Annotated in this window: 24 protein-coding genes, 1 other RNA gene and 1 riboswitch; of the genes, 13 read left to right on the top strand and 12 right to left on the bottom strand. The window is 58.9% G+C overall.

Annotation, left to right across the window (positions count from 1 at the left end; genetic code table 11):
- Positions 1 to 29 precede the first annotated feature (29 nt).
- Positions 30 to 1,385 carry an oxygen-independent coproporphyrinogen III oxidase gene (gene hemN / locus ACR0NO_RS09855; protein WP_480723828.1) on the top strand — a complete coding sequence of 452 codons (1,356 nt, stop codon included), beginning with the start codon at positions 30 to 32 and terminating at the stop codon, positions 1,383 to 1,385.
- 214 nt (positions 1,386 to 1,599) lie between these two features.
- Positions 1,600 to 3,528 carry an elongation factor G gene (locus tag ACR0NO_RS09850; protein WP_480723827.1) on the top strand — a complete coding sequence of 643 codons (1,929 nt, stop codon included), beginning with the start codon at positions 1,600 to 1,602 and terminating at the stop codon, positions 3,526 to 3,528.
- 19 nt (positions 3,529 to 3,547) lie between these two features.
- On the opposite strand, the gene ACR0NO_RS09845 is transcribed toward ACR0NO_RS09850, so the two are convergent.
- The 5 genes from ACR0NO_RS09845 to ACR0NO_RS09825 form a co-directional block, all read right to left on the bottom strand.
- On the bottom strand, positions 3,548 to 5,125 hold the full coding sequence (locus ACR0NO_RS09845; RefSeq protein WP_480723826.1) for an ABC transporter ATP-binding protein: 1,578 nt from the start codon (positions 5,123 to 5,125) through the stop codon (positions 3,548 to 3,550).
- A complete protein-coding gene (locus ACR0NO_RS09840; protein WP_170375425.1) occupies positions 5,122 to 6,228 on the bottom strand; it encodes an ABC transporter permease in 1,107 nt (368 codons plus the stop codon). Before ACR0NO_RS09840 ends, ACR0NO_RS09845 begins: the two co-directional genes overlap by 4 nt.
- Complete coding sequence (locus tag ACR0NO_RS09835) at positions 6,229 to 7,323, bottom strand: microcin C ABC transporter permease YejB (protein ID WP_170460207.1); 1,095 nt, start codon at positions 7,321 to 7,323, stop codon at positions 6,229 to 6,231.
- A 1-nt stretch (position 7,324) separates the two neighbouring features.
- Complete coding sequence (locus ACR0NO_RS09830; protein ID WP_480723825.1) at positions 7,325 to 9,232, bottom strand: extracellular solute-binding protein; 1,908 nt, start codon at positions 9,230 to 9,232, stop codon at positions 7,325 to 7,327.
- A 171-nt stretch (positions 9,233 to 9,403) separates the two neighbouring features.
- Positions 9,404 to 9,919 (bottom strand): c-type cytochrome, encoded by a 516-nt coding sequence (locus ACR0NO_RS09825; protein ID WP_170471271.1) that lies wholly within the window; start codon positions 9,917 to 9,919, stop codon positions 9,404 to 9,406.
- A gap of 120 nt (positions 9,920 to 10,039) precedes the next feature.
- Here ACR0NO_RS09825 and ACR0NO_RS09820 point away from each other — a divergent pair, with 120 nt between their 5' ends.
- On the top strand, positions 10,040 to 10,873 hold the full coding sequence (locus ACR0NO_RS09820) for a prephenate dehydratase (protein WP_480540211.1): 834 nt from the start codon (positions 10,040 to 10,042) through the stop codon (positions 10,871 to 10,873).
- Between the two features lie 25 nt (positions 10,874 to 10,898).
- Here the strand turns inward: ACR0NO_RS09820 and ACR0NO_RS09815 are convergent, their stop codons facing one another.
- Both ACR0NO_RS09815 and nudC read right to left on the bottom strand, forming a co-directional pair.
- Positions 10,899 to 11,366 carry an SRPBCC family protein gene (locus ACR0NO_RS09815; RefSeq protein WP_480540212.1) on the bottom strand — a complete coding sequence of 156 codons (468 nt, stop codon included), beginning with the start codon at positions 11,364 to 11,366 and terminating at the stop codon, positions 10,899 to 10,901.
- Positions 11,367 to 11,405: 39 nt separating this feature from the next.
- A complete protein-coding gene (nudC, locus tag ACR0NO_RS09810; RefSeq protein ID WP_480723824.1) occupies positions 11,406 to 12,389 on the bottom strand; it encodes an NAD(+) diphosphatase in 984 nt (327 codons plus the stop codon).
- A 185-nt stretch (positions 12,390 to 12,574) separates the two neighbouring features.
- Here nudC and ACR0NO_RS09805 point away from each other — a divergent pair, with 185 nt between their 5' ends.
- From ACR0NO_RS09805 to rsgA, 3 genes are all read left to right on the top strand, one after another.
- Positions 12,575 to 14,422 (top strand): bifunctional 2',3'-cyclic-nucleotide 2'-phosphodiesterase/3'-nucleotidase, encoded by a 1,848-nt coding sequence (locus ACR0NO_RS09805; RefSeq protein ID WP_480723823.1) that lies wholly within the window; start codon positions 12,575 to 12,577, stop codon positions 14,420 to 14,422.
- A gap of 39 nt (positions 14,423 to 14,461) precedes the next feature.
- Positions 14,462 to 14,560: signal recognition particle sRNA small type (ffs, locus tag ACR0NO_RS09800), an RNA gene on the top strand.
- Positions 14,561 to 14,717: 157 nt separating this feature from the next.
- A complete protein-coding gene (rsgA, locus tag ACR0NO_RS09795; protein WP_480723822.1) occupies positions 14,718 to 15,746 on the top strand; it encodes a ribosome small subunit-dependent GTPase A in 1,029 nt (342 codons plus the stop codon).
- A gap of 43 nt (positions 15,747 to 15,789) precedes the next feature.
- Here the strand turns inward: rsgA and ACR0NO_RS09790 are convergent, their stop codons facing one another.
- On the bottom strand, positions 15,790 to 16,647 hold the full coding sequence (locus tag ACR0NO_RS09790; protein ID WP_480723821.1) for an alpha/beta hydrolase family protein: 858 nt from the start codon (positions 16,645 to 16,647) through the stop codon (positions 15,790 to 15,792).
- A 159-nt stretch (positions 16,648 to 16,806) separates the two neighbouring features.
- Positions 16,807 to 17,027: riboswitch (cobalamin riboswitch) on the top strand.
- Between the two features lie 88 nt (positions 17,028 to 17,115).
- On the opposite strand from ACR0NO_RS09790, the gene ACR0NO_RS09785 reads away from it, so the two are divergent.
- Positions 17,116 to 17,523 (top strand): hypothetical protein, encoded by a 408-nt coding sequence (locus ACR0NO_RS09785; protein WP_480723820.1) that lies wholly within the window; start codon positions 17,116 to 17,118, stop codon positions 17,521 to 17,523.
- On the opposite strand, the gene ACR0NO_RS09780 is transcribed toward ACR0NO_RS09785, so the two are convergent.
- Positions 17,520 to 18,023 (bottom strand): protein-tyrosine phosphatase family protein, encoded by a 504-nt coding sequence (locus tag ACR0NO_RS09780; protein ID WP_480723819.1) that lies wholly within the window; start codon positions 18,021 to 18,023, stop codon positions 17,520 to 17,522. The genes ACR0NO_RS09785 and ACR0NO_RS09780 overlap by 4 nt on opposite strands.
- 169 nt (positions 18,024 to 18,192) lie before the next feature.
- Here ACR0NO_RS09780 and ACR0NO_RS09775 point away from each other — a divergent pair, with 169 nt between their 5' ends.
- Positions 18,193 to 19,950, top strand: a complete 1,758-nt coding sequence (locus ACR0NO_RS09775; protein ID WP_480723818.1) for a DNA polymerase III subunit gamma/tau — start codon at positions 18,193 to 18,195, stop codon at positions 19,948 to 19,950.
- A gap of 113 nt (positions 19,951 to 20,063) precedes the next feature.
- Here ACR0NO_RS09775 and ACR0NO_RS09770 read toward each other — a convergent pair whose 3' ends face one another.
- The gene (locus ACR0NO_RS09770; RefSeq protein WP_480723817.1) at positions 20,064 to 20,252 is read right to left on the bottom strand and encodes a hypothetical protein; all 189 of its coding nucleotides are present in this window, start codon (positions 20,250 to 20,252) and stop codon (positions 20,064 to 20,066) included.
- An 83-nt stretch (positions 20,253 to 20,335) separates the two neighbouring features.
- Here ACR0NO_RS09770 and ACR0NO_RS09765 point away from each other — a divergent pair, with 83 nt between their 5' ends.
- Entirely contained in the window at positions 20,336 to 20,680 is a 345-nt protein-coding gene (locus tag ACR0NO_RS09765; protein ID WP_170328851.1) for a YbaB/EbfC family nucleoid-associated protein, read from the top strand.
- Positions 20,681 to 20,741: 61 nt separating this feature from the next.
- Positions 20,742 to 21,335, top strand: a complete 594-nt coding sequence (recR, locus tag ACR0NO_RS09760) for a recombination mediator RecR (RefSeq protein ID WP_480723816.1) — start codon at positions 20,742 to 20,744, stop codon at positions 21,333 to 21,335.
- A 69-nt stretch (positions 21,336 to 21,404) separates the two neighbouring features.
- Here recR and ACR0NO_RS09755 read toward each other — a convergent pair whose 3' ends face one another.
- Complete coding sequence (locus ACR0NO_RS09755; protein ID WP_170666037.1) at positions 21,405 to 21,902, bottom strand: lactoylglutathione lyase family protein; 498 nt, start codon at positions 21,900 to 21,902, stop codon at positions 21,405 to 21,407.
- Between the two features lie 198 nt (positions 21,903 to 22,100).
- Here ACR0NO_RS09755 and ACR0NO_RS09750 point away from each other — a divergent pair, with 198 nt between their 5' ends.
- Positions 22,101 to 22,589, top strand: coding sequence for a hypothetical protein (locus tag ACR0NO_RS09750; protein WP_480723815.1), 489 nt, complete (start codon positions 22,101 to 22,103; stop codon positions 22,587 to 22,589).
- Here the strand turns inward: ACR0NO_RS09750 and ACR0NO_RS09745 are convergent.
- Positions 22,586 to 23,227 (bottom strand): ribonuclease T2 family protein, encoded by a 642-nt coding sequence (locus tag ACR0NO_RS09745; RefSeq protein WP_480723814.1) that lies wholly within the window; start codon positions 23,225 to 23,227, stop codon positions 22,586 to 22,588. The two genes, ACR0NO_RS09750 and ACR0NO_RS09745, sit on opposite strands and share 4 nt — an antisense overlap.
- Positions 23,228 to 23,357: 130 nt before the next feature.
- Between ACR0NO_RS09745 and ACR0NO_RS09740 the strand changes: the two genes are divergently transcribed.
- Together ACR0NO_RS09740 and ACR0NO_RS09735 are read left to right on the top strand one after the other, a co-directional pair.
- A complete protein-coding gene (locus ACR0NO_RS09740; RefSeq protein WP_480723813.1) occupies positions 23,358 to 24,122 on the top strand; it encodes a DUF1013 domain-containing protein in 765 nt (254 codons plus the stop codon).
- 52 nt (positions 24,123 to 24,174) lie between these two features.
- A complete protein-coding gene (locus ACR0NO_RS09735) occupies positions 24,175 to 24,564 on the top strand; it encodes a hypothetical protein (protein ID WP_480675141.1) in 390 nt (129 codons plus the stop codon).
- Positions 24,565 to 24,566: the final 2 nt, after the last annotated feature.

Below are 24,566 nucleotides of genomic sequence, written 5' to 3'. Positions count from 1 at the left end.
CAAGACTTGGGTCCCTTAAAGGTATCTCCATGATAGATAAATCACAATTGGCAAGGCTTGGACTTTTTGACGCGAAGGTGCCTCGCTACACCAGCTACCCGACCGCCCCCCATTTCAGCAATGACGTGGGGGCTGATCTATTTGGTGACTGGATCGCCCGGATTAAACCCGGCAGCGCCATTTCGCTTTATGTCCATGTCCCCTTCTGTCGGCGTCTATGCTGGTTCTGCGCCTGCCGCACGCAAGGCACGCAAACCGACAGCCCCGTGGTCGCCTATGTCGACGTGCTGAAGGCTGAGCTGGACCTATTGGCCGCGCGCCTGCCCGAGGGGGTGGTTCTATCCCGCCTGCATTGGGGCGGCGGCACCCCAACCCTGCTGAATGTCGACCTGATGCGCGATTTGGCGCGCTACATTCTGGATATCGTGCCGCTAGGACCGGATGCCGAGTTCTCGGTCGAGATCGACCCGAATGAGATTGACGAAGCGCGTCTGGATGTCCTCGCAGACGCGGGCATGAACCGCGCCTCGATCGGAGTGCAAGACTTCGATGATGAGATCCAGAAAACCATCGGGCGCATCCAAAGCTACGATACCACGCGGGATGCGGTGGATATGATCCGCGCGCGCGGGATCACCAGCCTGAATGCCGATATCCTGTTTGGCCTGCCGCATCAGACCAAGGCGCGGATGACTGAAAGCGTTCAGAAGCTTCTGTCGCTCAGCCCGGATCGCGTCGCGCTTTATGGCTATGCCCATGTGCCGTGGATGGCGAAACGGCAGCAACTGATCCCGTCCGAGGCGCTGCCAACGCCCGAGCAGCGTCTGGATCTTTTCGACACCGCCCGCCGTCTGTTCATGTGGGACAACTACGCCGAGATCGGAATCGACCACTTTGCGACGCAAGAAGATGGGCTGACCAAAGCATTGAAAGCGGGCCAACTGAAACGCAACTTCCAGGGCTATACGGACGATCAGGCCGAAGTTCTGATCGGCGTCGGTGCAAGCTCGATCTCGCGCTTTCCGCAGGGCTACGCGCAAAACAACCCCGCGACCTCGGCTCATACAAAGGCAATCCGCGACGGTCAGTTCTCGACCTCGCGCGGGCATATGTTCAAGGGACAGGACGTGCTGCGCGCCCGCTTGATCGAAGCGTTGATGTGCGATTTCCGGGTCGACTCGGCCGAGATTCTGCGCAGCCATGATGTATCCATCGCAGAGCTGAACAAGATGTATGCTGAGGTAAACGCAAGATTTGACGGCCTGCTGCGCGTCACCGATGACGGGCTGTTTATCCCGCCCGAGGCGCGTGCTCTGACCCGGATGATCGCCCGCAGTTTCGATGCCTATGACCTGAGCAAAGCCGGACATAGCTCTGCGATCTAACCTCGGGCAAGCGGCCCGGTTTTCGGCAGACCCAAGCCGATCCCGAACGGGGGCTTGACGCAAGGCTGGTGTTTTCTCCACACTCGGGGCGTGGGTCTTCGATCAGGTCCACAGCCCGAGGCAGGCAAATCCGCAGACAAACCATGCCAACGCATTTGCGCAAGGCAGCCCCTTTCGTGCAGCCACTCTGCAACCTGAAAGAGGGACAGCACATATGCGCGTTTTCACCGTCCTAGGCCCCAGTCAATCGGGCAAATCCACTCTGGTCGAGGCCATCAGCCGCCTCGACGGGCGCCCGACAACATTCGACATCTCCGGAACCGTGCATTTGCACGGTTTTTCTTATTTGGACGAACCGTGGTGCGCGGTTGACGTGGATGGCGGCGGCGATGCGCTGGCCTATGTTGGACCAGCTATGGCGATCTCGGACGCCGCCGTGGTTGTCGTCCCGCCAGACCCCGATGCTGCCGTTCTATGCGCGCCGTACCTGCGGCTGGTGGAAGAGGCGGGCATCCCTTGCTTTCTATTCATCAACCGAATGGACAACCCCAACGGCCGTATCCGTGACATCATCGCGGCCCTGCAGACCTATTGCACCCATCACATCGCCTTGCGGCAGGTCCCGATCCGTGACGGCGATACAATCATAGGCGCGGTCGATCTGATCTCGGAACGCGCTTGGAAGTATCAGGAGGGCCAGCCCTCGGCCTTGATCGAACTGCCTCAATCCGTCGAGGACCGTGAACAGGAAGCCCGCACTGAATTGTTGGAAACGCTGTCGGATTTCGACGACCATCTGCTGGAGCAGCTTATAGAGGACAAGCAGCCCCCCAGCGCCGAGATTTACGATCTGGCCGCTCAGGTCCTGCAAAATCACCAGTTGATTCCGGCCTGCCTGGGGGCTGCGCAACATGGCAATGGGCTCACCCGCTTGATGAAAGCGCTTCGACACGAAGCGCCCGAATTCGATATCGCCGCTGGGCGAGATGAGGCCGCGGACAATGCACGCGCGATTGCGGGCTTTGCCGATGTGAAGAAACATATCGGCAAGATCACCGTGCTGCGCGGGCTGGGCGATGGCGTCAAAGCGCATGAGGCTTTGGGAGGCGAAACGGTCGGCAATTTGACGAGCCTGGACGCCAAAACACAGATCGGTGCGGTGGAGGCCGGACAGATCGGGCTTGCGGTCAAGTCTGACCACCTGAACCCCGGATACATCTATGACAGCCGGTCGGCTACGCCGCTTCCGGATTGGGCGTCTTCGCATCCGGTTGCGCACCGGCAGGTCGTCTCACCCGCGCATGAGCGCGACGACGTGCGCCTATCAAACGCTCTGAGCCGTTTGGTCGAGATCGACCCGGGGCTGCATATGGAGCAAGACGAGCTGAGCGGTCATTCCGTACTGGGTTCGCAGGGTCCGCAACATATGCGGCGCGTGACGGCCAAGCTATTGGAGGATTTCGGCATCGAGATCGAAACCGACCCCGTCGAGACCGCCTATCGCGAAACCATCCGTACGCCGGTCGAACATCGCCACCGTCATCGCAAGCAATCGGGCGGCGCCGGACAATTCGCCGACGTTGTGATCTCGGTCGCGCCTCTACCCCGTGGCTCGGGCTTTCAATTCGAAGAGGTTGTGAAGGGCGGCGCGGTACCGAAGAACTACATCCCATCCGTGGAGCACGGGGCCAAAGACGCGTTAGTACAAGGCCCCGAAGGCTTCCCGGTCGTGGATGTCAAAATCACCCTCAGCGACGGCAAACACCACAATGTCGATAGTTCGGACTACGCGTTCCGGACGGCGGGCAAGAATGCGGTGCGCGAGGCGTTGCCGCAGGCCAAGCCCGTGGTGCTACAGCCGATTCTCACGGCCGAGATTCATCTGCCGTCAGATTTCGTCGGCGATCTGGTCCCTACGATCAGTTCTCTGCAAGGTCAGGTTTTGGGGTTCGAAGGCAATCCCAATGCCTCCGGTTGGGAAATCTTCAACGCCCAACTTCCTGCTGTAGCGCAGGATGAGCTTCACCGAACCCTCGCCAGTGCCACGCGGGGAACGGGTTGGGTCAAGCTGAGCTTCGATCACTATGAAGAGCTTCGCGGCCCTGTCCCCAAACCCGCCGATCGCGAAAAAGCAAGCGCCTGAGGGAAACGCGAGGCGGGCCTTAGCCCGCCGCCGCAATCAGTTCACGAGTGTAATCTGTTTGCGCATTTTCAAACAGATCCTCGGATGCGCCCATCTCAATCACGTCGCCGTTGCGCATGACGATGACCTTGTGGGACATCGCCCGCACAACTTTCAAGTCGTGGCTGATGAACAGATACGCCAAACCGTATTTCCGCTGCAGATCGCGCAAGAGATCAACGATTTGCACCTGCACCGTCATGTCCAGCGCGCTTGTCGGCTCATCCAGTACCAGTAGTTTCGGACGCAGCACCATGGCCCGCGCAATTGCAATCCGCTGACGCTGCCCGCCCGAAAACTCATGCGGGTAGCGGTCCATTGAGGCCGGGTCCAAGCCCACCTCTGTCATCACTTCGGCCACTAGCTCGCGCGGGGCGCGATGGGGGTCGACATTGTGAATAGTGAGCCCCTCGGAGATGATCTGCTGGCATGTCATACGTGGGCTCAGGCTGCCGAACGGGTCCTGAAACACGATCTGCATGTCCTTGCGCAGGCGCCGCAACTCTCGCGTGGACCAACGGCGCACATCCTGATCGCGGAAGGTGATCCCACCCTCGGACGCGATCAACCGCATGATGGCCAGCGCCATCGTTGTCTTGCCTGAGCCACTTTCGCCGACAATCCCAAGTGTTTCCCCAGCCCGCACACTGAACGTTGCATCGTTGACGGCTTTCACATAGCCGACCGTGCGTTTCAGAAAGCCGCGCTGAATAGGGAACCAAACCTTCAGGTGGTCGGTCCGGGCGACCTCTTCCGCGTCTGCGGCGACTGGATCGGGGTGCCCCGAAGGCTCGGCCTCCAGCAGTTTGCGCGTGTAGGGATGCTGTGGGTTGTTGAAAATCTCAGCCGTGAACCCGGTTTCGACAATCTCACCGTCTTTCATCACACAGACCCGGTCGGCGATCCGACGTACAATGCCAAGATCATGGGTGATGAACAGCATCCCCATGTTCTCGGATTTCTGTAGCTCAGCCAGTAGCTCGAGAATTTGCGCTTGAATGGTTACATCCAAGGCGGTCGTCGGTTCATCCGCGATCAGAACATCCGGTTTGTTGGCCAGCGCCATGGCAATCATCACACGCTGCCGCTGCCCGCCCGACAGCTGGTGCGGATAACTGTCCAGACGATCTTCGGGGTCGCGAATGCCAACCTTGTTCAGCAACTCCACAATTCTGTCGCGCGCGGCATCCCCTGCCAAGCCCTGATGCAGCGCCAGCGATTCCGCCATCTGCTTCTGGATCGTATGAAGCGGGTTGAGAGAGGTCATCGGCTCCTGAAAGATGAAGCTGATATCGTTGCCGCGCACCTCCATCAACTTGTCCTCGGACGCCCCGATCATCTCGGCCCCGTCATATTTGACCGAACCTTCGACCATGGCGCTGTCGCCCAGCAGCGACACTGTCGACAATGCCGTCACCGACTTGCCCGAGCCGGACTCACCCACCAGGGCAACCGTCTCCCCCCGATCCACGGTGAAGGAGACGCCTTTGACCGCAGCCGATACCTCTCCGTCCTGGCGGAATGAGACCTTGAGGTTGTTTACATCCAAAAGGCTCATGAGAAGGTCTTTCTGGGATCAAACGCATCGCGGACGCCTTCAAAAATGAAGACCAACAGCGACAGCATGATGGCAAAGGTGAAAAAGGCGGTGAAGGCCAGCCACGGGGCCTGCAGGTTCTGTTTGGCCTGCAAGGTCAACTCACCCAGAGACGGGGCCGAAGAGGGCAGACCGAAGCCAAGGAAGTCCAATGAAGCCAACCCGCCAATTGTGCCAGTCACGATGAAGGGCATGAAGGTCAACGTCGCAACCATCGCATTGGGCAGCATGTGGCGGAACATGATCGTCATGTTACCCACGCCCAGCGCCCGCGCGGCGCGGACATATTCCAGATTGCGCGCCCGAAGGAACTCGGCCCTTACAACGCTGACCAATCCGGTCCAACTGAACAGGATCATCAGGATCACCAGAAGCCAGAAACTTCGACCCAGAATCGCGAACATAATGATGATGACATAGAGCGACGGAGTAGCGGACCATATCTCGATGACCCGTTGAAAGATCAGATCAAGCCAGCCACCGAAGAAGCCCTGTATGGCCCCCGCGAAAATACCGATCAGGCTCGCCACGCCGGTCACCATCAGCGTGAATAGGATCGACAGACGGAAACCGTAGATCACCCGCGCCAGCACGTCCCGTTTGGTATCATCCGTACCCAGCAAGTTCTGACCATTCGGCGGCAAGGGGGCCGCACCAGGGCGATCGACGCTGGTGTTGTAGGAATAGGGGATCAGCGGCCAGATGGCCCAGCCGCGCTCGAACCCTTCGGCTTGAAATGTCCCTGCCTCGATCTGCTCGACTATACCTTCGGGGTCGTCGAAACAGTCCTCAAGCCCGCCACTGTCGATCAGGCAGCGGACCTCGGGGTCGCGATAGATCGCCTCGGTCTGGAAATCGCCGCCAAATTCAGTTTCGGGATAGAAGTTAAAAATCGGCGTGTAGAATTGACCACGATACTGCACGAGGATCGGTTTATCGTTGGCAATGAATTCGGCGAATAGGGACAGGCCGAACAGCACCGAGAAGATGATCAGAGACCAGAAAGCGCGGCCATTGCGTCGGAAATTGCGCCAACGCCGTTGATTCAGGGGGGACAGCGCCATTTACCCCTCCCTCTTCTCAAAATCGATACGCGGATCGACGAGCACATACATCAGGTCGCTGATGATACCGACGACCAGCCCCATCAAACCAAAGATGAACAGAGTGCCAAAGATCACCGGATAGTCCCGCGCCACGGCGGCCTCGAACCCGAGGCGACCCAGACCGTCCAAAGAGAAGATCGTTTCAATAATGATCGAACCGCCAAAGAAGACACCAATGAACACCGCCGGGAAACCCGCAATCACGATCAGCATCGCGTTGCGGAAGACATGACCATAGAGGACCTTGCGTTCCCCCAACCCCTTGGCACGGGCGGTCATGACATATTGCTTCTTGATCTCATCCAGAAACGAGTTCTTGGTCAGCAGCGTCAGCGTCGCAAAGGCCGAAATGGTCAAGGCAATGATCGGCAGCGCGATGTGCCAGAAATAGTCGGCGATCTTGCCCAAAAGGCTCAGGCTGTCCCAATTGTCCGAGGTCAGCCCCCGAAGCGGGAAAATCTGCCAATAGGATCCACCGGCAAACAGTACCAGCAGAAGGATGGCAAACAAGAAACCGGGGATGGCGTAGGCCACGATGATGGCTCCGCTCGTCACGGTATCAAAACGCGACCCATCTTTGACTGCTTTGCGGATGCCCAACGGGATCGAGACCAGATAGGCGATCAGCGTCGACCATAGACCCAGTGAGATAGACACGGGCATCTTTTCCAGCACCAAATCAATCACGCTGATCGACCGGAAATAGCTCTCACCAAAATCGAGCGTCAGATAATTACCCATCATGCCAAGAAAACGCTCAAGCGGCGGCTTGTCGAAACCGAACTCCTTTTCCAATTCGGCAATGAACTCCGGAGGTAGGCCGCGCGCACCCACATATTTGTCGTCGAAGACACCGCCTGCAGGCTCAGACCCGGCACCGGCGTCTCCGCCCCCAGCGAAGCCCGCGAAGACATCGCCCTGTCCTTCGATCTGAGCGATGATTTGTTCAACGGGTCCACCCGGAACAAACTGCACAAGCGTGAAGTTGACAACCATTATGCCCAGCAAGGTCGGAATGACCAAAAGCAGGCGTCTTAGAATATAGGCGCCCATTTTACCGCAGCGCGCCTTTGGCCTTCAAATCGGCTTCTTTCTCGGGATTGATCCACCAAAGGTCCAAATGACCCAATGAATAGGGTGGCAGGTTTTCAGGGTATTCGTACATGTCGTAGTAGGCTGTCCAATAGTCCGCGATGTAACCCACGGGGATCACGAAAAACTCATATCTCAGGGCACGGTCCAACGCCATAAGTGCTGCGTCCTGATCAGCCTGATTGTCGGTTTCAAAAGACGCTTCAATAATCGCGTCGACCAACGGGCTTGCCAGGCCAGCGGGATTGAACAGGCTAAAGGCTGCCTCTTCGGACCCATACATCTGGCTCAATCCGCCGCCCGTCGACAGGAACGACCCATACCGCGTGGAATATACCATATCATAGTCACGCTCTCGGCTACGCAATGTGTATTGTGCCGGATCAACCTTTTCCGCAGATGCATCTACACCCAATGCCTGAAGGTTCTGAACATAGGTTTCGATCATCGTCGCCGTGGATGTCGGCAAGTTCGAAGGGTATGGGATGTTTACTTTCAGCGTCTGCCCTTCGGCATTGCGACGCACGTTGCCTTCGCCAACTGGCCAGCCCGCCTCGTCCAGCATCTTCGACGCTTTGCGCAGGTTGCGCCGGTCGTTCAGGCGTGCTGGGTTGGATTCATGAGCAACGACGACATCCTCGGATAGAAAATCGGCTGGGACGGCATCGCCAAGCGTTTCCAAGAAAGCCAGCTCTGGGCCCGATGGGGTGCCCTGCGCTTCAAGCGGTGTGCCTTGCACAAAAGAGTTGCGCGGTGAATTCAAGCCAAACAACAGAGATTCGTTTGCCCATTCGAAGTTGAACGCCAGAGCCAACGCTTTGCGGACATTCTTGTCTGCGAATTGGGGCTTACCGAGATTGAACACAAAACCAGACGGCGTCGGCGGGCTGCCATCCTTGATTTCGTCGCGCACAACGGAACCTTCTGTCAGCTTGGGGAAGTCATAGCTTGTCGCCCAGAGCTTGGGATCGCTCTCGATCCGCATCGTATATTCGCCCGCCTTGAAACCTTCGAAAGCGGCAGTCTGGTCAGCGAAGTACTCGACGCGAATAGTGTCAAAGTTGTTGCGGCCTACGTTGAATGGCAGGTCTTTGCCCCAATAGTCATCGCGGCGCTTGTAGACGATGCGGCGATTGATGTCATAACTGTCCAGCTTGTATGGACCCGAACCAACCGCCACTTCCAGCCGAGGTTCATCCAGACGACGCGACTCGTCGGCTTCAAACCATGCTTTCGAGAAGACGGGCGTCGATCCTACGGTTTCGATCAAGCTACGGCGCGTGACTTCTGGGTTGAACGTGAACCTTACAGTGTGATCATCTAGCGCCTCGGCCCCGGTGACCATGCGCCCGACAGCCTGCGCGTAAGATGGCAGGCCCTGCTCAATGAACAAACGATGGCTGTAAACAACGTCTTCAGCCGTGACCGGTGTTCCATCCCAGAACATAGCTTCAGGGCGCAAGTTGAAGACGACGTAGTTGCGGCCCTCGTCGTACTCGAGACTTTCCGCCAGCACTCCGTAATACTGACCGACACTGTCATCCGCGCTTTCGAACAAGCGATCGTATTGGATTGTGGTTAACGCTCCGCTACGACCCTTTCGTGAGTAAGGGTTCAGCGAGTCAAAGGTTCCAGACGCTGCCAGTGACATCTCACCGCCTTTAGGGGCGTCGGGATTGACGTAATTCAGGTGCGGATAGTCAGCTGGGTAGTCCAGATTTCCAAAATAGGAGTACCCGTGACTGGTTGTAACGTTTTCATCATTCGCTTGGGCGACCTCGGCTGATCCGAGCGTCACGGCGACCAACCCTAAGACCACCCCCCAATGCCGAATACTCATGTCGCGCGCAGCAGGCAGGAGGGGTTTCATATGGCTCATCCTCTGGATTGTTGTCGTCATCTATGTCTGTTCCGCCAGCTAAATCGCCAGTCCTGGCTGATTCAAGTTTAGAATGCGTGAACGCTTTGTGAAGATTTTCGACATAAAAAAAGCCGCTGCACAAGGCAGCGGCTTTGGGTTTTTTCACAAACGTGATGGCAATCAGTTGCCGATGGTTTGCAGATAGGCAATCAGGTCAGCACGTTCTTGAGGCTTTTTCAGGCCGGCAAAGCTCATGGATGTACCCGAGATATATGCATTGGGTCTTTCAACGAAGGCATCAAGCGCTTCGGGAGTCCAGTTGCCGCCATGCGCCTGCATCGCCGCCGAATAGCCGGTGAAACCTTTTGCTGACGCAACGGGCCGGTCTACAATGCCGTACAGGTAGGGTCCGGTGCCGTTCGCACCGTCTTCCAGTTTGTGGCACGCAGTACATTTGCGGAAAACTCTGGCGCCCTTTTCAGGGTCTGCGGCGGCCAGCAGGTCTTCAAAGACCACCTCTTCGCCATCGGCGCTTTCACCCGAGCTTTCGGTCTCGATGATGTAGGCAGCCTGTGCATCCCCATGGCCCCCATGCGAATGGTACAGGATGTCACCACCCCATTTGGCAAGAAGCAGCACAAGGAACGTGCCGAACAGGCCCGCAGCGGCCTTGGTAACTGTCATCGTGTCGAACATTGATCGCTAGTCCATTTCAGCTGTCTGAAAAGGTGTCTAAGGCTTCCCCTTGCGAGAGGCAAGGTATAGACACCGCGACGAAACGCCCAATTTTGTAACTTGTTGCACGGGACCGACCAAATGACCAAACGCATTGCCTTTCAAGGCGAACCCGGCGCCTACAGCCACGAGGCCTGCCGCAACGCGCGACCCGATATGGAGGCGCTGCCCTGCCGTACTTTCGAGGATGTGATCGAATCGGTTCGGTCCGGCGCGGCTGATCTGGCGATGCTGCCGGTCGAAAACACGACCTATGGGCGGGTGGCCGATATCCACCGGCTGTTGCCGCATAGTGGTCTGCAAATCATTGATGAGGCCTTCGTGCGTGTCCACATCAACCTGCTGGCGGTGCCCGGTGCGACGCTGGACGACATCACCGAGGCGCATTCCCATTTGGTGCTGCTGCCCCAATGCGCGGGCTTCCTGCGCCAGCACGGTATTCATGGGCGGGTCAGCCCCGACAACGCCCGCGCCGCGCGTGAGGTGTCCGAGGCGGGTGAAATCCATTCCGCCGCTCTGGCTAGTGAACTGGCCGGAGAGATCTACGGCCTGAACGTCTTGGCCCGCCATATCGAGGATCATGGCGACAACACCACGCGTTTTCTGGTCATGTCACCCGAGGCCGACCTGTCGCGTCGGGGCGAGCACGGCATGATCACCAGCTTTGTCTTTCAGGTCCGCAACATTCCAGCGGCGCTCTATAAGGCGATGGGTGGGTTTGCGACCAACGGGATCAACATGACCAAGCTGGAAAGCTACATGGTCGATGGCTCGTTCACGGCGACCCAGTTCTATGCCGATATCGTCGGGCATCCGGAAGACCGGAACGTGCAACTGGCCATGGACGAGCTTGAGCATTTCACCACCAATGTGGAAATACTTGGCGTCTACCCGGCGGCCCAGACACGCGGCTAGGCCCGCGCTTCAGGTAAATGTGAGCTTAGGCGCCATGCCGGTGGCGCTGCTCCAGTTCTCGGGCGAATTCCGCCAGGCGCATTTGGAAGCGTTTGCGAAACCGTGCCTGTCCCAGCTTCATCGACTGCAGCAGCAACCGCGCGGGCAGGGACTTGGCGCTGAGTGACAGGTCCACACTCAAGCGGGTCCGACGCTGAGACAGGGCCATAAAGTCAACCACTGTAACCCCGGTCATGCCCTTGCCTGTCGCCTCGAATCGCATTTGCGAGGGGTGGTCGCAATCGGTCAGCAACACAGACATCTGGCGGGGTTTGCCGCGCAGCTTGAATTCGGTCTCCCACGCCATGCCTGCAGCAGGTTCGACCCCGCCGGTGGTACGGCGCACGTCAACGCCACGGCGCATCGCCAAGCGTTCGAACCGATCGAAATCGGCAACCATGTCAAAAACCGAGTGGATGGGAGCCTCGATATCTTCGCGCGCTGAAAACTGCATGTGGGCCTTCGCTGCTCGTTCTTTCCGTTTAGTGTTTCTTTAGTCCAGCGTATCTGCAAGCCAGTTCTGCAGCAGGAAATGCGCAATCGCGCCTTTGCGTGCGGGCAGCAGGCGCGGATGCTCCCCCGCGAAGGCCTGCATCATCTCGGATTTGCTGACCCACATTGCCTCTTCGATCTCAACCGGGTCGATCTGGATGTCCCGAGACAGAGCCTCGCCAGCGCAGCCGAACATCAGCGACGCGGGAAACGGCCAGGGCTGGCTGGACAGATAGGACACTGCGCCGACGGGAACGCCCGCCTCTTCCATCACCTCGCGTCGCACTGCGGACTCGAGTGTCTCGCCCGGCTCGACGAAGCCTGCCAACAACGAGAACATACCCTCGGGCCATCCCGGCGAGCGCCCCATCAGCACGCTGTCGCCATGGGTGATCAACATGATCACAACCGGGTCGGTGCGTGGGAAGTGTTGACCGCCACAGGACGGGCAACTGCGCTGCCATCCGGCTTGCGATACGTCGCTTGGCGCGCCGCAGCGGGCACAGAAGCGGTGCGTCTCGTGCCAGCCGATAACCGCCTTGGCTGTCGCCGCAAGCTCGGCATCGCGGGCGGATAGGCGCGTCATGATCCGACGCAGCTCGGCAAACACATGGCCCTCAGGCAGATCGGGATGTTGTTGCTCGGACGGGTCGATGAAATTGCCCAAGCTCGACAGATCCAGCCCCTCGGCCTGCCATTCAGAGATATCTGCGGCAAACATCGCCGCCCCGTCATCGGAGCAGCCAAGCAAGATCGGAGCCTCAACCACTCCACCTAGGCCATTCGCGACCAGAGGATGCGCCATGTTGACCAGACCCAACCGATCCAGAGCCTCGCCCTGCACCAGCACTTTTCCACGCCACAGCAACAGGCAGCGGGCGTTTGGATCTTGGGCCGCTTCGGTCAGCTTGTCCGCGTCTCCCCGCAGATGGGCCGCTCGTTCAAGGCCTGAACTGCCGAATGTCACGTTTTCTGCGTTTTTCATTGGGGTCCCCTCGGCCTTTTGCGCCTAGGGCTGCCATGTCCGCGCAGGTGTTGCAATGTCAATTCACTACTGCGGCATATCGACAGGTGCCACCGAAACACCGCATGACCGCCTCGGATTTTTCACTTATTTGTCCTCTTGGTAAATTTTCTTAACTCTCATAGCACAAAAGTAGACAACCAAACGTGAACGCAATTTCCCCGCGCATGAAAGACGCGCAGGACGCTGGAATGCATATCCGCATTTTAGCAACCACAGATCTGCATATGACACTGACCGGGTTCGACTACTATGCGGACAAACCAGACCCGACCATCGGGCTGACTCGTACGGCGTCGGCGATCCGAAACGCCCGTCAACAGGTCGAGGACGTTTTGACTCTTTTGTTCGACAATGGCGACGCGCTGCAAGGAACGCCGATTGGGGACTGGGCGGTGGAAAACGATGTCCCGCACCCGATGATGCAGGCCTTCAAGGCGCTAGAATATGACGCGATCGGCTTGGGCAACCATGATTTCGGGTTCGGGCTGGATGTTCTAGAGCGCGTAATAACCCAAGCCCCTTGCCCGGTGATTTGCAGCAATCTGAACCATGTGAGCGACCGGCAGCCTTGGCTGCGCAGTGTCGTTCTGACCCGGTCCATTACGCAGGAAGAAACGATCCGAATCGGCGTATTTTCAGTGCTTCCGCCTCAAACCACGATGTGGGAGGCGCATCACCTAAAAGACACGTTCATTGCCGAGGATATCCTGACCGCCGCCCAACGAACGGCTGAGGCGTTGCGCGCGCAAGGCTGTGATCTGGTCATCGCGCTGGCCCATTCGGGGTTGGAGCAATCGACGACTCAGCCGGGGCTTGAGAATGCTGTGATTCCCCTCGCCGAGATTGAGGGCATTGACGCGATTGTTGCCGGTCACACGCACCTGACACTGCCGGGCGCGGGGCATCTCGGGCTTGACGGCGTTGATGCCGAAAATGGTCTGGTCCACGGCACACCTGTGGTCATGGCCGGGTCTGCCGGATCTTTTCTGGGGGTGATGGACCTGCGCCTGACCAAGTCGCCCGAGGGGCGCTGGCAGATCACAGATCGCCACTGCGACCTAGTTGAAACAGCCGATGAGGTCGAAGACAAGGACCTGAACGAGATGTTCAAGCCCGCTCATCTGGCCACGCGCAAGATGATGGCCGAACCTGTCAGCCATACCAAGCAGAGCCTGCACAGCTATTTCAGTTTCTGCGCGCCAGATCGAGGGCTGGCCCTGGTGGCGGCGGCGCAAGCTGCGGGTTTGCGCCCGTTTCTGCACGGCACCGCCTTCGCTGGAGTTCCACTTCTGTCAGCAGTGTCTCCTAACAAATTCGGCGGCCGGGCTGGACCCCGAAACTACACGGACGTGCCTGTGGGTGAGATTTGCCTGCGTCACGTCGCTGACCTGCATGTTTTTCCCAACGAGTTGCGGGCCGTCGATATCACTGGCGCGCAACTGCGGGATTGGCTTGAGATGTCGGCGGGTGTTTTCAACCAGATCCACCCAGACGCCGAAGCCGAGCTAACCGATTCCCGCCGGGCGGGGCATAACTTTGACGTCGTGTTTGGCGTGACCTATCAGATCGACCTGTCCAGCCCGGCGCGGTTCGATAGCAACGGCGCCTTGACCGATCCAACCGCGCGGCGCGTCCGCAAACTGCGCTTTGATGGGCAAACAATCCGCGACGATCAGAACTTTGTCGTCGCCCTCAACAACTACCGCGCCAGCGGCGGTGGGCATTTCCCTTTCGTTGGCAAGGCCCGGACCATTCCGCTGCCGTCCAGGGATATCAAAGAGATACTACGCGACTACCTGTCAGATCGTCTACCCGCAGACCCTCTGGATCAGGCTCCTTACCCGTTCTCCTTCGCTCCAATGAATCGTGCGCACACGATCCTCAGAACCGGCAGCGGAGCGTTGAAGTATTTGCCTGAGCTCAGCGCGTACTCCCCTGACTTGCTAGGGCGGGATGCCGATGGCTTTGAAAGGATACGACTAACCTTGTGACGGGTTGTCATTTTCACATCCCTTCCCTATATCAGGCCCTGAGAGGTTGGCGCGGGCGAGCGCCTCGCCAACCTGGTCAGGTCCGGAAGGAAGCAGCCACAACGAGCCCCGCTTGGGTCGATGTCCAACCTCTCACTTTATATAAACCATCAGCCGCAGGAGGGCGTTATGATTGTAGCAAACACCCTTCGGGCAGATCGGTTCTAAACCCAACTCTCCGATTGCCTGAACACATCACCAACGGATGCGTGTCTGCCATCCGATGGGATTGCTATATCTGAACACAGGCAAACCAATGTCTTTTACTCTTTCAGACCTGGGATGGTCCTCTCACTTCGCCGCACAGCACGCGGCGCACGCACAATTCATGCCTTTTCGTATCACCGCCGTTCACCGGGACCGTCTGGTCGGGATGAACGAGTCCGGTGAAATGCCTCTGTTGGCCCCTGGTCATTCCACTGGCGATTTTACGGTTGGCGATTGGGTGCTGGCCGATGACAAGAATCGCGTTCAGCATCTGCTTGACCGGCGCAGCCTGTTGCAACGCCGTGCTGCCGGAACCGGGGCCGAGGCGCAGTTGATCGCAGCCAATGTTGACGTGCTGTTCATCGTCAGCTCGTGCAATGCGGATTTCAATGTGCCCCGGCTCGAACGGTATCTGGCACTGGCGCATCAGGCGGGCTGCTATCCTGTCGTGGTCCTGACCAAAGCAGATAGCTGCTCGGACGCCGCAGCCTACGCCAAGCAGGCCGAAGCGCTGGCAACGTTTTTGACAGTCCTGACGGTCAACGCGCGCGACGAATCCGACCTGCAGCAGATTCTGGCATGGTGTCCGACAGGTCAGACAGCAGCTTTGGTCGGGTCATCCGGGGTTGGCAAAACAACGCTCGCCAACGGGATGACCGGGCAGGATCAGGCAACGGCCGCAATCCGCGAGGATGACGCCCGAGGCCGCCACACCACGACCTCTCGTGCCTTGCATCCGATGCAAAACGGCGGTTGGCTGGTCGATACCCCCGGCATGCGCGCCCTGCGGCTGCTCGACGCGCAGGACGGGGTGGACGAAGTGTTCTCGGACATTCTGGAGCTGGCCCAAACCTGCCGGTTCTCGGATTGCCAGCATGAGGCCGAGCCCGGTTGCGCTGTGCAGGCGGCGATTGAAGCAGGCACACTGGATGCAGATCGGTTGGAACGCTGGCGCAAGCTGAGGCGCGAGGATCAGCGTAACTCTGAGACCGTGGCCGAAGCGCGGGCACGCGACAAAGCCTTCGGCAAAATGGTCCGATCCGCGATGCACGGAAAATCCGCGCGGCGCGGAGATTGAAACACGGGCTGAAAAAGGGGCGTCGGTCCGCCGGCGCCCCCCATCAAGCGATCAATCGGGGCCAGAGCGCCGCATTTCGGCGAGCAAACACACCGATATGGCCGATTTCCGGAACGTCAAACTCTTCCGGTGACAACATGTGACGGCGTGCCTTCGGCCCGTATAGCTCAGCCAACCGCCAAACGGCAGCTTCTGGGACCATCTCATCATCTGTGAAAGCAAACAGGTCGACGGGAACGTTAGCCTCTTTCCATGTAGCTTGCGGCAGTGTGTCTCCGATCTCGGGCAGATAGCTTTGCGGCGCGGTGCACCATTTGCGCCATTGCCAATAGACCTTAGGCGGTAGGTCTGTTCCAAACCCAAGTGCCTTGCCCGGCAAATACCCCAGGCCGCTCACGACCAGAGGCACATGCCCATACCAGAACAACCCGGCCAGAGCGCGGTACGGCCAAGGATGATCGCCCAATTTCACAAGGCCAGAACAGACGCAGATCATGCGATCAATCTTGTCGATATCCGGCTGCACTGGCCCCAGCATCCCTCCAAGCGAATGACCAACTGACCATTGCTGTGCCAGCGGGAACCGTCGGCGCATTTCGGCCCGCGCGGCGGGCATGTCCTGCAACGCCCAATCCGCCATCGAGATCTTCGACCGACGCTGTGGCCCCGATTTCGAATGACCGAATTCCCGGTAGTCATAGATCAGACAGGCGATATCCCGATCCGACGCCAACCACTGTGCGAAATGCTTGTAGTAGTCACGCGGAACTCCCGTCGCACTGTTGATAACCACTACGGTTTCGGGCTGCCCTACGGGTCGGTAGATCCGCCCGGACAGGGTGCCATCCCCCACCGGGATCTGAACATCTTCGATCAGCACTGTTTGGTTTGAATCCAACATGGGCATCCTCGGCGGAAAACTGAACTGATGAGTTCACATCGCAACTTGAACTCAGACAGCCCATGCGAGTCAACTGCGATCCAACTTGACCACGCGTCCACTTTGCGGATCGGCTTTCCGCAGCGCAGAAAGTTCAACTTGACTCAGGATGGTTATGAACGCTAGCGATGATGCGATGGTTCCCGGCTTTCACAAGAGGTCGGGATGAAAAGGGAACACGGTGCGGTTTTCCCCGGCTTGCTCGGGACGAACCAAATCCGCGACTGCCCCCGCAACTGTAAGCGGTGAGCGATGTCGAAGATCCACTGGCCGAAAAGCCGGGAAGGTCGGCAAAGCGATGACCCGCAAGTCAGGAGACCTGCCATCGTCTACATAACCCAAACTCGGGCGGGGTGTCCGGGCAGGCCGTGACAGACCCTATCTGCCCCACCTGATCCCAGCCCCAGTCCAGCGCGCGGAGGGCGCAGGATGATCTGGAAGACGAAGACACATAGGTTCTCAGCAACCATCTGCCAACATACCGGCAAGACTTGCCCAGCGTTGGCACGGCTGGCGCGTTCGATGGTTGACGCGCTGGACCAAGCCGGTCCGGCGACCACATCGGATTTCGAAATCGAAGGCAGTAGCGACCTGACCCATTGCTCGGATGGATGCCACGCCCGGTTTCGGGCCAGCCGGTCTCGGGTGCGGGTCTATTGCGGAGCGGACCCTGATGCCGATAGCGAGACCCTCGATCGCTATGCCGACCTGATGTTCGGTACCGACACGAGCAGCCTGCCTGCCGCAGCCACGACTTCCCTGCCCTGCGCCATGCTCGAGGCTTCGGCGATTGCGCCGCGCAAACCGGCACAGGCGGAACTGCAGCCGTCGGCTTAGGAGTCTGCCAAAGCTCGGGCGGGCAAGGTTGCCCAGTGCTTCTGCGCATCGGTTTCGACTGCGCAGGGGCGTAGCTTGCGCAACCGGTCCAGCGCTTGGGTTGGAAGCTCGCCGCATTCGATCATCAACCGCAACACAACCATGCCAGAGCGACCACATCCGCCCTTGCAATGGACAAGCACGCGCCCTCCGCCCGATAAAGCCTGTCGCGCCGCGGCACTTACATCGGGCCACTGCGCATCAACCTCTGCCGGTGGCACGCCGAAATCCTGAATCGGCAAGTGTACCCAGCGGCTGGCACGTCCCTGAACGTCGCGGCCAAAATCGCGGGCACCGAACTGGACCAGCTCCGCCTCGGTTGTCATCGACAGCACGAGGCCCGGCCTCCAATCTCCGATCGTTTCAAGGTCGCCTGCATAGTCGCCACCCTTTCCCGGCATCGACGTTAGGGCAAGTGTGCCCCCGCCCACTTGCAAAGCATGAATGACCAAATTCGTCATGACAGCATCCCCCCGGAAGCGTTGATCCTGACTTTAGGCTTGATTCACAATCTGAAGAGTGTACCCCTGACGCGCCAGTTTCCAAAACAAAATCGTTCTTCAACTCATGTGGACGCGGGCGGCGCGGGCCTCTACGCTGCGGTGACGTTCCGAATCCGCCAGAGCAGACATGACCGACTCAGACAGCCCCGCCTATCAGGTTCTCGCCCGAAAATACCGCCCGGAAACCTTTGCCGATCTGGTGGGTCAGGATGCGATGGTCCGCACGCTCAAAAACGCGTTCGAGGCGGATCGCATCGCGCAAGCCTTTGTCATGACAGGCATTCGCGGAACCGGCAAAACCACGACCGCGCGGATCATTGCGAAAGGCATGAACTGTATCGGACCGGACGGAAATAGCGGACCCACGACCGAGCCTTGCGGCCAATGTGAACACTGCGTCGCCATCATGGAAGGTCGTCATGTCGACGTCATGGAGATGGACGCCGCCAGCCGCACCGGCGTCAATGATATTCGCGAGATCATCGACAGTGTCCGCTACCGCGCAGCCTCGGCCCGCTACAAGATCTACATCATCGATGAGGTCCACATGCTGTCAACCAGCGCCTTCAACGCGCTGCTCAAGACGCTTGAGGAACCGCCGGCTCATGTGAAGTTCATCTTCGCCACTACAGAAATCCGCAAAGTGCCGGTGACGGTGCTGTCCCGCTGCCAACGTTTCGACCTGCGCCGGATCGAACCCGAGGATATGATCGGCCTGCTGCGCAAGATCGCCACGGCCGAAGGCGCTGAAATCGCCGAAGATGCGTTGGCCCTGATCACCCGTGCTGCCGAGGGATCTGCCCGCGACGCCACCTCATTGCTGGATCAGGCGATCTCACACGGGGCCGGAGAGACGTCGGCAGATCAGGTGCGCGCTATGCTGGGCCTGGCGGATCGTGGCCGGGTTCTGGATCTCATAGACATGATCCTACGTGGCGATGCAGCTGGGGCGCTGACCGAGCTTGGTGGCCAATACGCCGAAGGGGCTGATCCACTGGCCGTGTTGCGTGATCTGGCCGAAATCACCCATTGGGCTTCGGTCGTGAAGATCACACCGGACGCAGCCGAAGACCCCACTGTTTCCCCGGATGAGCGCGCCCGCGGTCAGCAAATGGCTGAGGCTCTCCCCATGCGGGTGCTGACTCGGATGTGGCAGATGCTGTTGAAAGCGCTGGAGGAGGTTTCAGCCGCACCCAACGCCATGATGGCCGCCGAAATGGCGGTGATCCGACTGACACACGTGGCCGACCTGCCCAGCCCGGAAGAGCTGATCAAACGGCTGCAGGATACGCCTCCGCCCTCTAACGGAGGGCCGGGCGGCGGGATGCCAATCCAAAGCAACGGCGCAGCTCCGGTCAAAGCCCGCGCCGCTACGAGCTACACCCCTGCGCCACGCGGGTCCGGCGGCGCACCAGTCGCTGCTTTGGCGCAAGATACACAGACGGCACTGGCGCGATACCCGAGTTTCGAACATGTGGTCGAGCTGATCCGGAACAACCGAGACGTCAAGCTTCTGGTCGAGGTCGAAAACGGCGTGCGGCTGGTGTCTTACCAGCCGGGACGGATCGAATTCACCCCATCGTCGCAAGCCCCAACCGATCTTGCACCACGACTGGGATCGGCCTTGCAGCGTTGGACTGGCAACAGATGGGCGGTATCCATCGTGTCGGATGGCGACGCTCCGACGATCGCCGAAATTCGCGATAAAGCCGAACTGGCTCTGAAAGAAGAGGCCTCGGCACATCCGCTGGTTCAGGCCGTTCTGGCGAATTTCCCCAAGGCCAAAATCACCCGGATCGAGACGCCGGAACAACGCGCCGCCCAGGTCGAGACCGAAGCTCTGCCCGAGGTCGAAGATGAATGGGATCCGTTTGAGGAGGATTGATAGGTGCATTTCGCACGTATCGATGCGGTCTATCACGAAGCATGTGACGTCTTTAACCCCGGATGGAACGGCGAAGCGGTCAGCGAATGGCACGAGGCACTTGTTCTAGCGTCTCATCCCGTGTCGCTGTCCTTGGTGATCATTTCTGCTTTTGCCATTTGGAGCAGGAGCCTTTGGATCGCCTTGGCGACATCGCTGTTGTGGGCGATCTGGACGGGCCATATTTTCGTTGCCGACATAATGAATGATGCGCGCAGCACGGCCGCCGACCTCGGGTGCGTCGGCCATTCTACCCTGTTCATTGGCTTGGCAATTGCGCTATGTGCTGGGATGACACTTCACAGCATATATTCGCCTGAGGCGATCACACTTGAGGAGACACTAAATGCTCAAAGGACTAGGCGGCCTGGGCGATATGGCCAAAATGATGAAATCCGCGCAGGATCTTCAGACCAAGATGACCGAGATGCAGGAAGAGCTGAACAACCTGATGGTTGTAGGCGAGTCCGGCGCGGGGCTAGTCAAGGCGACGGCAACCGCCAAGGGAGAATTAAAGGGGCTGGATATTGACCCGTCGATCTTCAATGGCGACGACAAGGAAGTGGTCGAGGATCTGATTCTTGCGGCCATCAAGGACGCTCAGACCAAAGCCGCCGAGCGCTCGCAGGCTGAAATGGCCAAACTGACCGAAAGCATGGGCCTGCCCGCAGACATCAAGCTGCCGTTCTGATCTCCATCTTTTCAATAATACTCCCGCCGGAGGTTCCCTCCGGCGCCATACAGGACAGGCCGTGAGTTCCAACAGCGACATCGACAATCTGATTGACCTGATGGCCAAACTTCCCGGCCTCGGCCCTCGCTCGGCCCGCCGCGCGGTGCTGCACCTGATCCGCAAACGCGCCCTGCTGCTGACGCCTCTGTCCGACGTGATGCAGCAGGTCGCCATCACCGCCCGCGAGTGCCTGAATTGCGGCAACGTAGGCACCACCGACATTTGCGACATCTGCAACGATGAGGCCCGCGCAACCGGAGAGCTTTGCGTCGTCGAAGACGTCGCCGACCTCTGGGCGATGGAGCGTTCAGGCGTATTCAAAGGCCGCTATCACGTATTGGGCGGCACGCTGTCGGCGCTGGATGGCGTCGGCCCGGATGAGCTGCGCATTCCCCGCCTCAAGGACCGGGTGGTGGCCGAAGGCGTCTCCGAGATCATTCTGGCCCTGAACGCCACCGTCGACGGCCAGACCACGGCGCATTACATCGCCGATCAGTTGGAGGGGCAGGTCCGCCTGACCTCACTAGCGCAGGGCGTGCCGATTGGCGGAGAACTGGACTATCTGGATGACGGGACGATTACGGCGGCGTTGAGGGCGCGGAAGGAGCTTTGAGCAGTGCAAAACACAGCAACCGGAACGCTTTCACCCCTTCCGGTTGCACACGAGACTCCGCCTCGCATGTCAGGTGTAAGCACCCGACGAGTAGGTCAATTCGTAGGAATGGCTGTAGATCTCGAAGACAATACCAAAGGGGTCTTCGACGTAGACCATTCGGTAAGGTTTCTCTCCGGGATAATAGTATCGAATCGGCATCCGTTGTTTGCCACCCGCTGCAACGATCTTTTCTACTAGGCCTTCGACATCCGGGTCTTGGACGCAAAAATGGAACGTACCATTCTGGCGAAAGTCGATATTGTTTTCCGGTACATAATTCCCGTCAAACTCGAAAAGCTCGAACCCGATGCGATCAGCAGTCGCGAGATGCGCGATACGTAGTTTTTTCCATTCCGGACCAAACACATCAGTGCACATGACACCAATATCCGTGTCATCCTCTACCACATCAGTCGGTGGCATGATCACGTAGAAACCAAGGACTTCGGAGTAGAACTTTACAGCATCGTCAACGTTTGGGACGGACAATCCGATGTGAGAGAACGTTCTTGGATGTTGCGGCATGGCTCGTTCCTTGTCTTATGGGGCAAAAACTATTGTGCCACAGCCGAGTTTCAAGCGCCTCCCCCGGCGAGACATAGCCGGGTTCGGCCATGCACATAGGTCTTCATTCGCGGCGACCTCAGTCAAGAATGGCCTTTGCCTGCCGCACGCGGCGTGTACTATGGCTATGACCTTATCCGTTTGATTTTGGGAGCTGTTATGAAACGCCTTTTCGCCCTGGCACTTGCCGCCTTTACAGCCACTGCAGCGTTTTCCCAGCAACTGATCGACAAAGGCTTTGTCGACGGCTGGAACATCATGATGGACCCCGCTCTGGGCAATGGGTGCCTGATCCAGACGGTGTATCAGGACCTCTCGGTCGTGCGGATCGGTTATGACGCGCTAGGCAATCGCGGATATTTCGCCGTCTACAACAAGGCCTGGGGCGATATCGAACAGGGCAAATCCTATCCGATCCGATTTGCTCTGGACGGCAAAAGCTATGACGCCACCGCCATTGGCTTCAACGAGCGTGACGTCCCCGGCGCGACCGTCTTTTTCACTGACCGGAATTTCGTCACCGCGATTGCTCAGAACAAGACGATGACCGTTTACAACCCGGCTGGCGACGTGGTGATGGCCATCGACCTCAAAGGCACCGCCAAGGCGCTGGAATACGCGCGGGACTGTCAGAACAAAAAGCTCTAACGAATCGGGTCGAACAGGGCGTCCTTGGCCGTGCAGTCCCGGATGACATCGCGGCCACAGGGCACGGGATCAAGGTCGCGGGACAGGCACAGGCGAACCTCTTCGATATAGCCCTGTTTACAGGTGATGGTGATCATGTCGCGCTCGAGCTTAGGGTTGGCTTTTAGAAAGGCCTCTTCGACGATCGACGCGGGCAGTTTGACCGAGGTATCAAGCTGGCGGAACACCTCAGGCCGGGTCACGCGACCATAGGCTTCGCGCGACAGATCCATATAGTCCCGCGCCGACAGGCCCGAACAGGTGCCGTGTTTCTTCCATTGATGCCATGCAAGGCCCGCACTGCCCTGAATATCCTCCATCGCGCGGGTCATCGCGCGCGACGGCGGAGCCTCGGGCGTACGGCAATAGGAGGGCCAGCCCTGATGGAACTGAGGCCAAAGCCCGTGCAATATCCAACCATGGTCATGCCGGGCGTCGCATTGATCTGATCCCCGCGCATCCCCTTCGCGCGCGCACCAGTTCGGAGACCAGCTCAGCGCCAGAACGTAGTAGTCGAACTCACCGGCCTTTTCGCCCTCGGCCAGCGCGGCGACTGCGCTTATGGCCCACAAAACCAGCGCTAAAAACCCATGGCGCATTCGCCTCTTCCCTTCTTGCGTCGCGGCGACTATATACACCCCAAGTTCCCCGACAACGGAAACCTGCCCCAAAACCCCGGGGCCGCCGAATTCCGGCGACGGGACAGATGTATGTATAGGAGACGGGCTGATGGCAAAACCGCTTATGGCCAAGGCAACAGCCGTATGGCTGGTGGACAACACCACGATCAGCTTTAAGCAGATCGCGGATTTCGTAGGGATGCACGAGCTTGAAGTGCAGGGCATTGCCGATGGCGATGTGGCCGCTGGCGTCAAAGGGTTCGACCCGCTTGCCAACAACCAGCTGACGCAGGAAGAGATCGATGCGGCGCAGAACAACCCGCTGCACAAGCTGAAGCTCAAGTTCAACCCGTCGGCAACGGGCGAAGAAAAGCGCCGTGGCCCGCGCTATACCCCGCTGTCCAAGCGTCAGGACCGTCCGAACTCGATCCTGTGGCTGGTCAAGTTCCACCCCGAGCTCAGCGATGGTCAGATCGCCAAGCTGGTTGGCACCACCAAGCCGACCATCCAGTCGATCCGCGAGCGCACGCATTGGAACATCGCCAACATGCAGCCCATCGACCCGGTTGCCTTGGGCCTGTGCAAACAGTCCGAACTGGACGCCGTGGTGCAGAAGGCCGCTGCGAAGAAAGCCGCCGAAGGCGGCGTGATGAGCGATGACGAGCGCCGCAAGCTGGTCTCGACCGAGCAGTCGCTGGAAATGGACGCAGCACCGAAGATCCCGACCGCGATTGAAGGTCTGGAAACCTTCTCGCTGTCGGACGAGCCGGAAGCCGAGAAGGAAGGCAGTGATCCGATCGTGGACGCCGACAGCTTCTTCAACCTGCCCAAAGGTGGCGGGGACGACGAAGAAGAAGACGATCTGCGCCCCTGATTTCTGGCCCGCCCCGGTCTAAACTGGCCGGGGCGTTTTCTTGGGACCTCTCATGCTCAGCATTCTATCTGCCATCTTTGGCCCACACCGCGCCGTAACGATCTATGCCTTCCTAAAAACCTGGGGTTTGGGTCTGGCCGCTGCTGTGGTCATGGCGGTCATTGTCGGCGGCCTGTTCCTGCTGGGGGATGACGGCGAGCATGAGCATCATTCTTTCATGACCGTCCCGGTTTTGTCGGCTACAGCGATCAACGGGGATCTAAAGAACGGGGTCATCGCTTCGGTTCGTCTGCCCGATGGGACGGCTACGTCGATCACCTCGACCGAGGCGCCGGTTTCCCAATCGGTCGGCACCAGCGCTTGTGTGGAAAAACGCGTCTACGTGGAAAGCGGAGAGGCAAGATACCGGTTCAAACTGCCTCGGTTCTGCGAGGCTGGTTGATC

The sequence above is a fragment of the Ruegeria sp. CL3 genome, from assembly GCF_056536505.1.
This window is presented reverse-complemented; position numbering and strand designations above follow the sequence as displayed.

What these genes read in the sequence shown, in the direction of transcription:
- ACR0NO_RS09835 (WP_170460207.1), bottom strand. Translation starts at nt 7,323, where the DNA reads ATGGGCGCCTATATTCTAAGACGCCTGCTTTTGGTCATTCCGACCTTG.
- ACR0NO_RS09755 (WP_170666037.1), bottom strand. Translation starts at nt 21,902, where the DNA reads ATGCCGCAACATCCAAGAACGTTCTCTCACATCGGATTGTCCGTCCCA.
- nudC (WP_480723824.1), bottom strand. Translation starts at nt 12,389, where the DNA reads ATGAAAAACGCAGAAAACGTGACATTCGGCAGTTCAGGCCTTGAACGA.
- ACR0NO_RS09820 (WP_480540211.1), top strand. Translation starts at nt 10,040, where the DNA reads ATGACCAAACGCATTGCCTTTCAAGGCGAACCCGGCGCCTACAGCCAC.
- hemN (WP_480723828.1), top strand. Translation starts at nt 30, where the DNA reads ATGATAGATAAATCACAATTGGCAAGGCTTGGACTTTTTGACGCGAAG.
- ACR0NO_RS09775 (WP_480723818.1), top strand. Translation starts at nt 18,193, where the DNA reads ATGACCGACTCAGACAGCCCCGCCTATCAGGTTCTCGCCCGAAAATAC.
- ACR0NO_RS09740 (WP_480723813.1), top strand. Translation starts at nt 23,358, where the DNA reads ATGGCAAAACCGCTTATGGCCAAGGCAACAGCCGTATGGCTGGTGGAC.
- ACR0NO_RS09845 (WP_480723826.1), bottom strand. Translation starts at nt 5,125, where the DNA reads ATGAGCCTTTTGGATGTAAACAACCTCAAGGTCTCATTCCGCCAGGAC.
- ACR0NO_RS09790 (WP_480723821.1), bottom strand. Translation starts at nt 16,647, where the DNA reads ATGTTGGATTCAAACCAAACAGTGCTGATCGAAGATGTTCAGATCCCG.
- ACR0NO_RS09840 (WP_170375425.1), bottom strand. Translation starts at nt 6,228, where the DNA reads ATGGCGCTGTCCCCCCTGAATCAACGGCGTTGGCGCAATTTCCGACGC.
- ACR0NO_RS09750 (WP_480723815.1), top strand. Translation starts at nt 22,101, where the DNA reads ATGAAACGCCTTTTCGCCCTGGCACTTGCCGCCTTTACAGCCACTGCA.
- ACR0NO_RS09765 (WP_170328851.1), top strand. Translation starts at nt 20,336, where the DNA reads ATGCTCAAAGGACTAGGCGGCCTGGGCGATATGGCCAAAATGATGAAA.
- ACR0NO_RS09815 (WP_480540212.1), bottom strand. Translation starts at nt 11,366, where the DNA reads ATGCAGTTTTCAGCGCGCGAAGATATCGAGGCTCCCATCCACTCGGTT.
- ACR0NO_RS09825 (WP_170471271.1), bottom strand. Translation starts at nt 9,919, where the DNA reads ATGTTCGACACGATGACAGTTACCAAGGCCGCTGCGGGCCTGTTCGGC.
- ACR0NO_RS09830 (WP_480723825.1), bottom strand. Translation starts at nt 9,232, where the DNA reads ATGAAACCCCTCCTGCCTGCTGCGCGCGACATGAGTATTCGGCATTGG.
- ACR0NO_RS09745 (WP_480723814.1), bottom strand. Translation starts at nt 23,227, where the DNA reads ATGCGCCATGGGTTTTTAGCGCTGGTTTTGTGGGCCATAAGCGCAGTC.
- ACR0NO_RS09770 (WP_480723817.1), bottom strand. Translation starts at nt 20,252, where the DNA reads ATGAACAGGGTAGAATGGCCGACGCACCCGAGGTCGGCGGCCGTGCTG.
- ACR0NO_RS09785 (WP_480723820.1), top strand. Translation starts at nt 17,116, where the DNA reads ATGATCTGGAAGACGAAGACACATAGGTTCTCAGCAACCATCTGCCAA.
- ACR0NO_RS09780 (WP_480723819.1), bottom strand. Translation starts at nt 18,023, where the DNA reads ATGACGAATTTGGTCATTCATGCTTTGCAAGTGGGCGGGGGCACACTT.
- ACR0NO_RS09850 (WP_480723827.1), top strand. Translation starts at nt 1,600, where the DNA reads ATGCGCGTTTTCACCGTCCTAGGCCCCAGTCAATCGGGCAAATCCACT.
- rsgA (WP_480723822.1), top strand. Translation starts at nt 14,718, where the DNA reads ATGTCTTTTACTCTTTCAGACCTGGGATGGTCCTCTCACTTCGCCGCA.
- ACR0NO_RS09735 (WP_480675141.1), top strand. Translation starts at nt 24,175, where the DNA reads ATGCTCAGCATTCTATCTGCCATCTTTGGCCCACACCGCGCCGTAACG.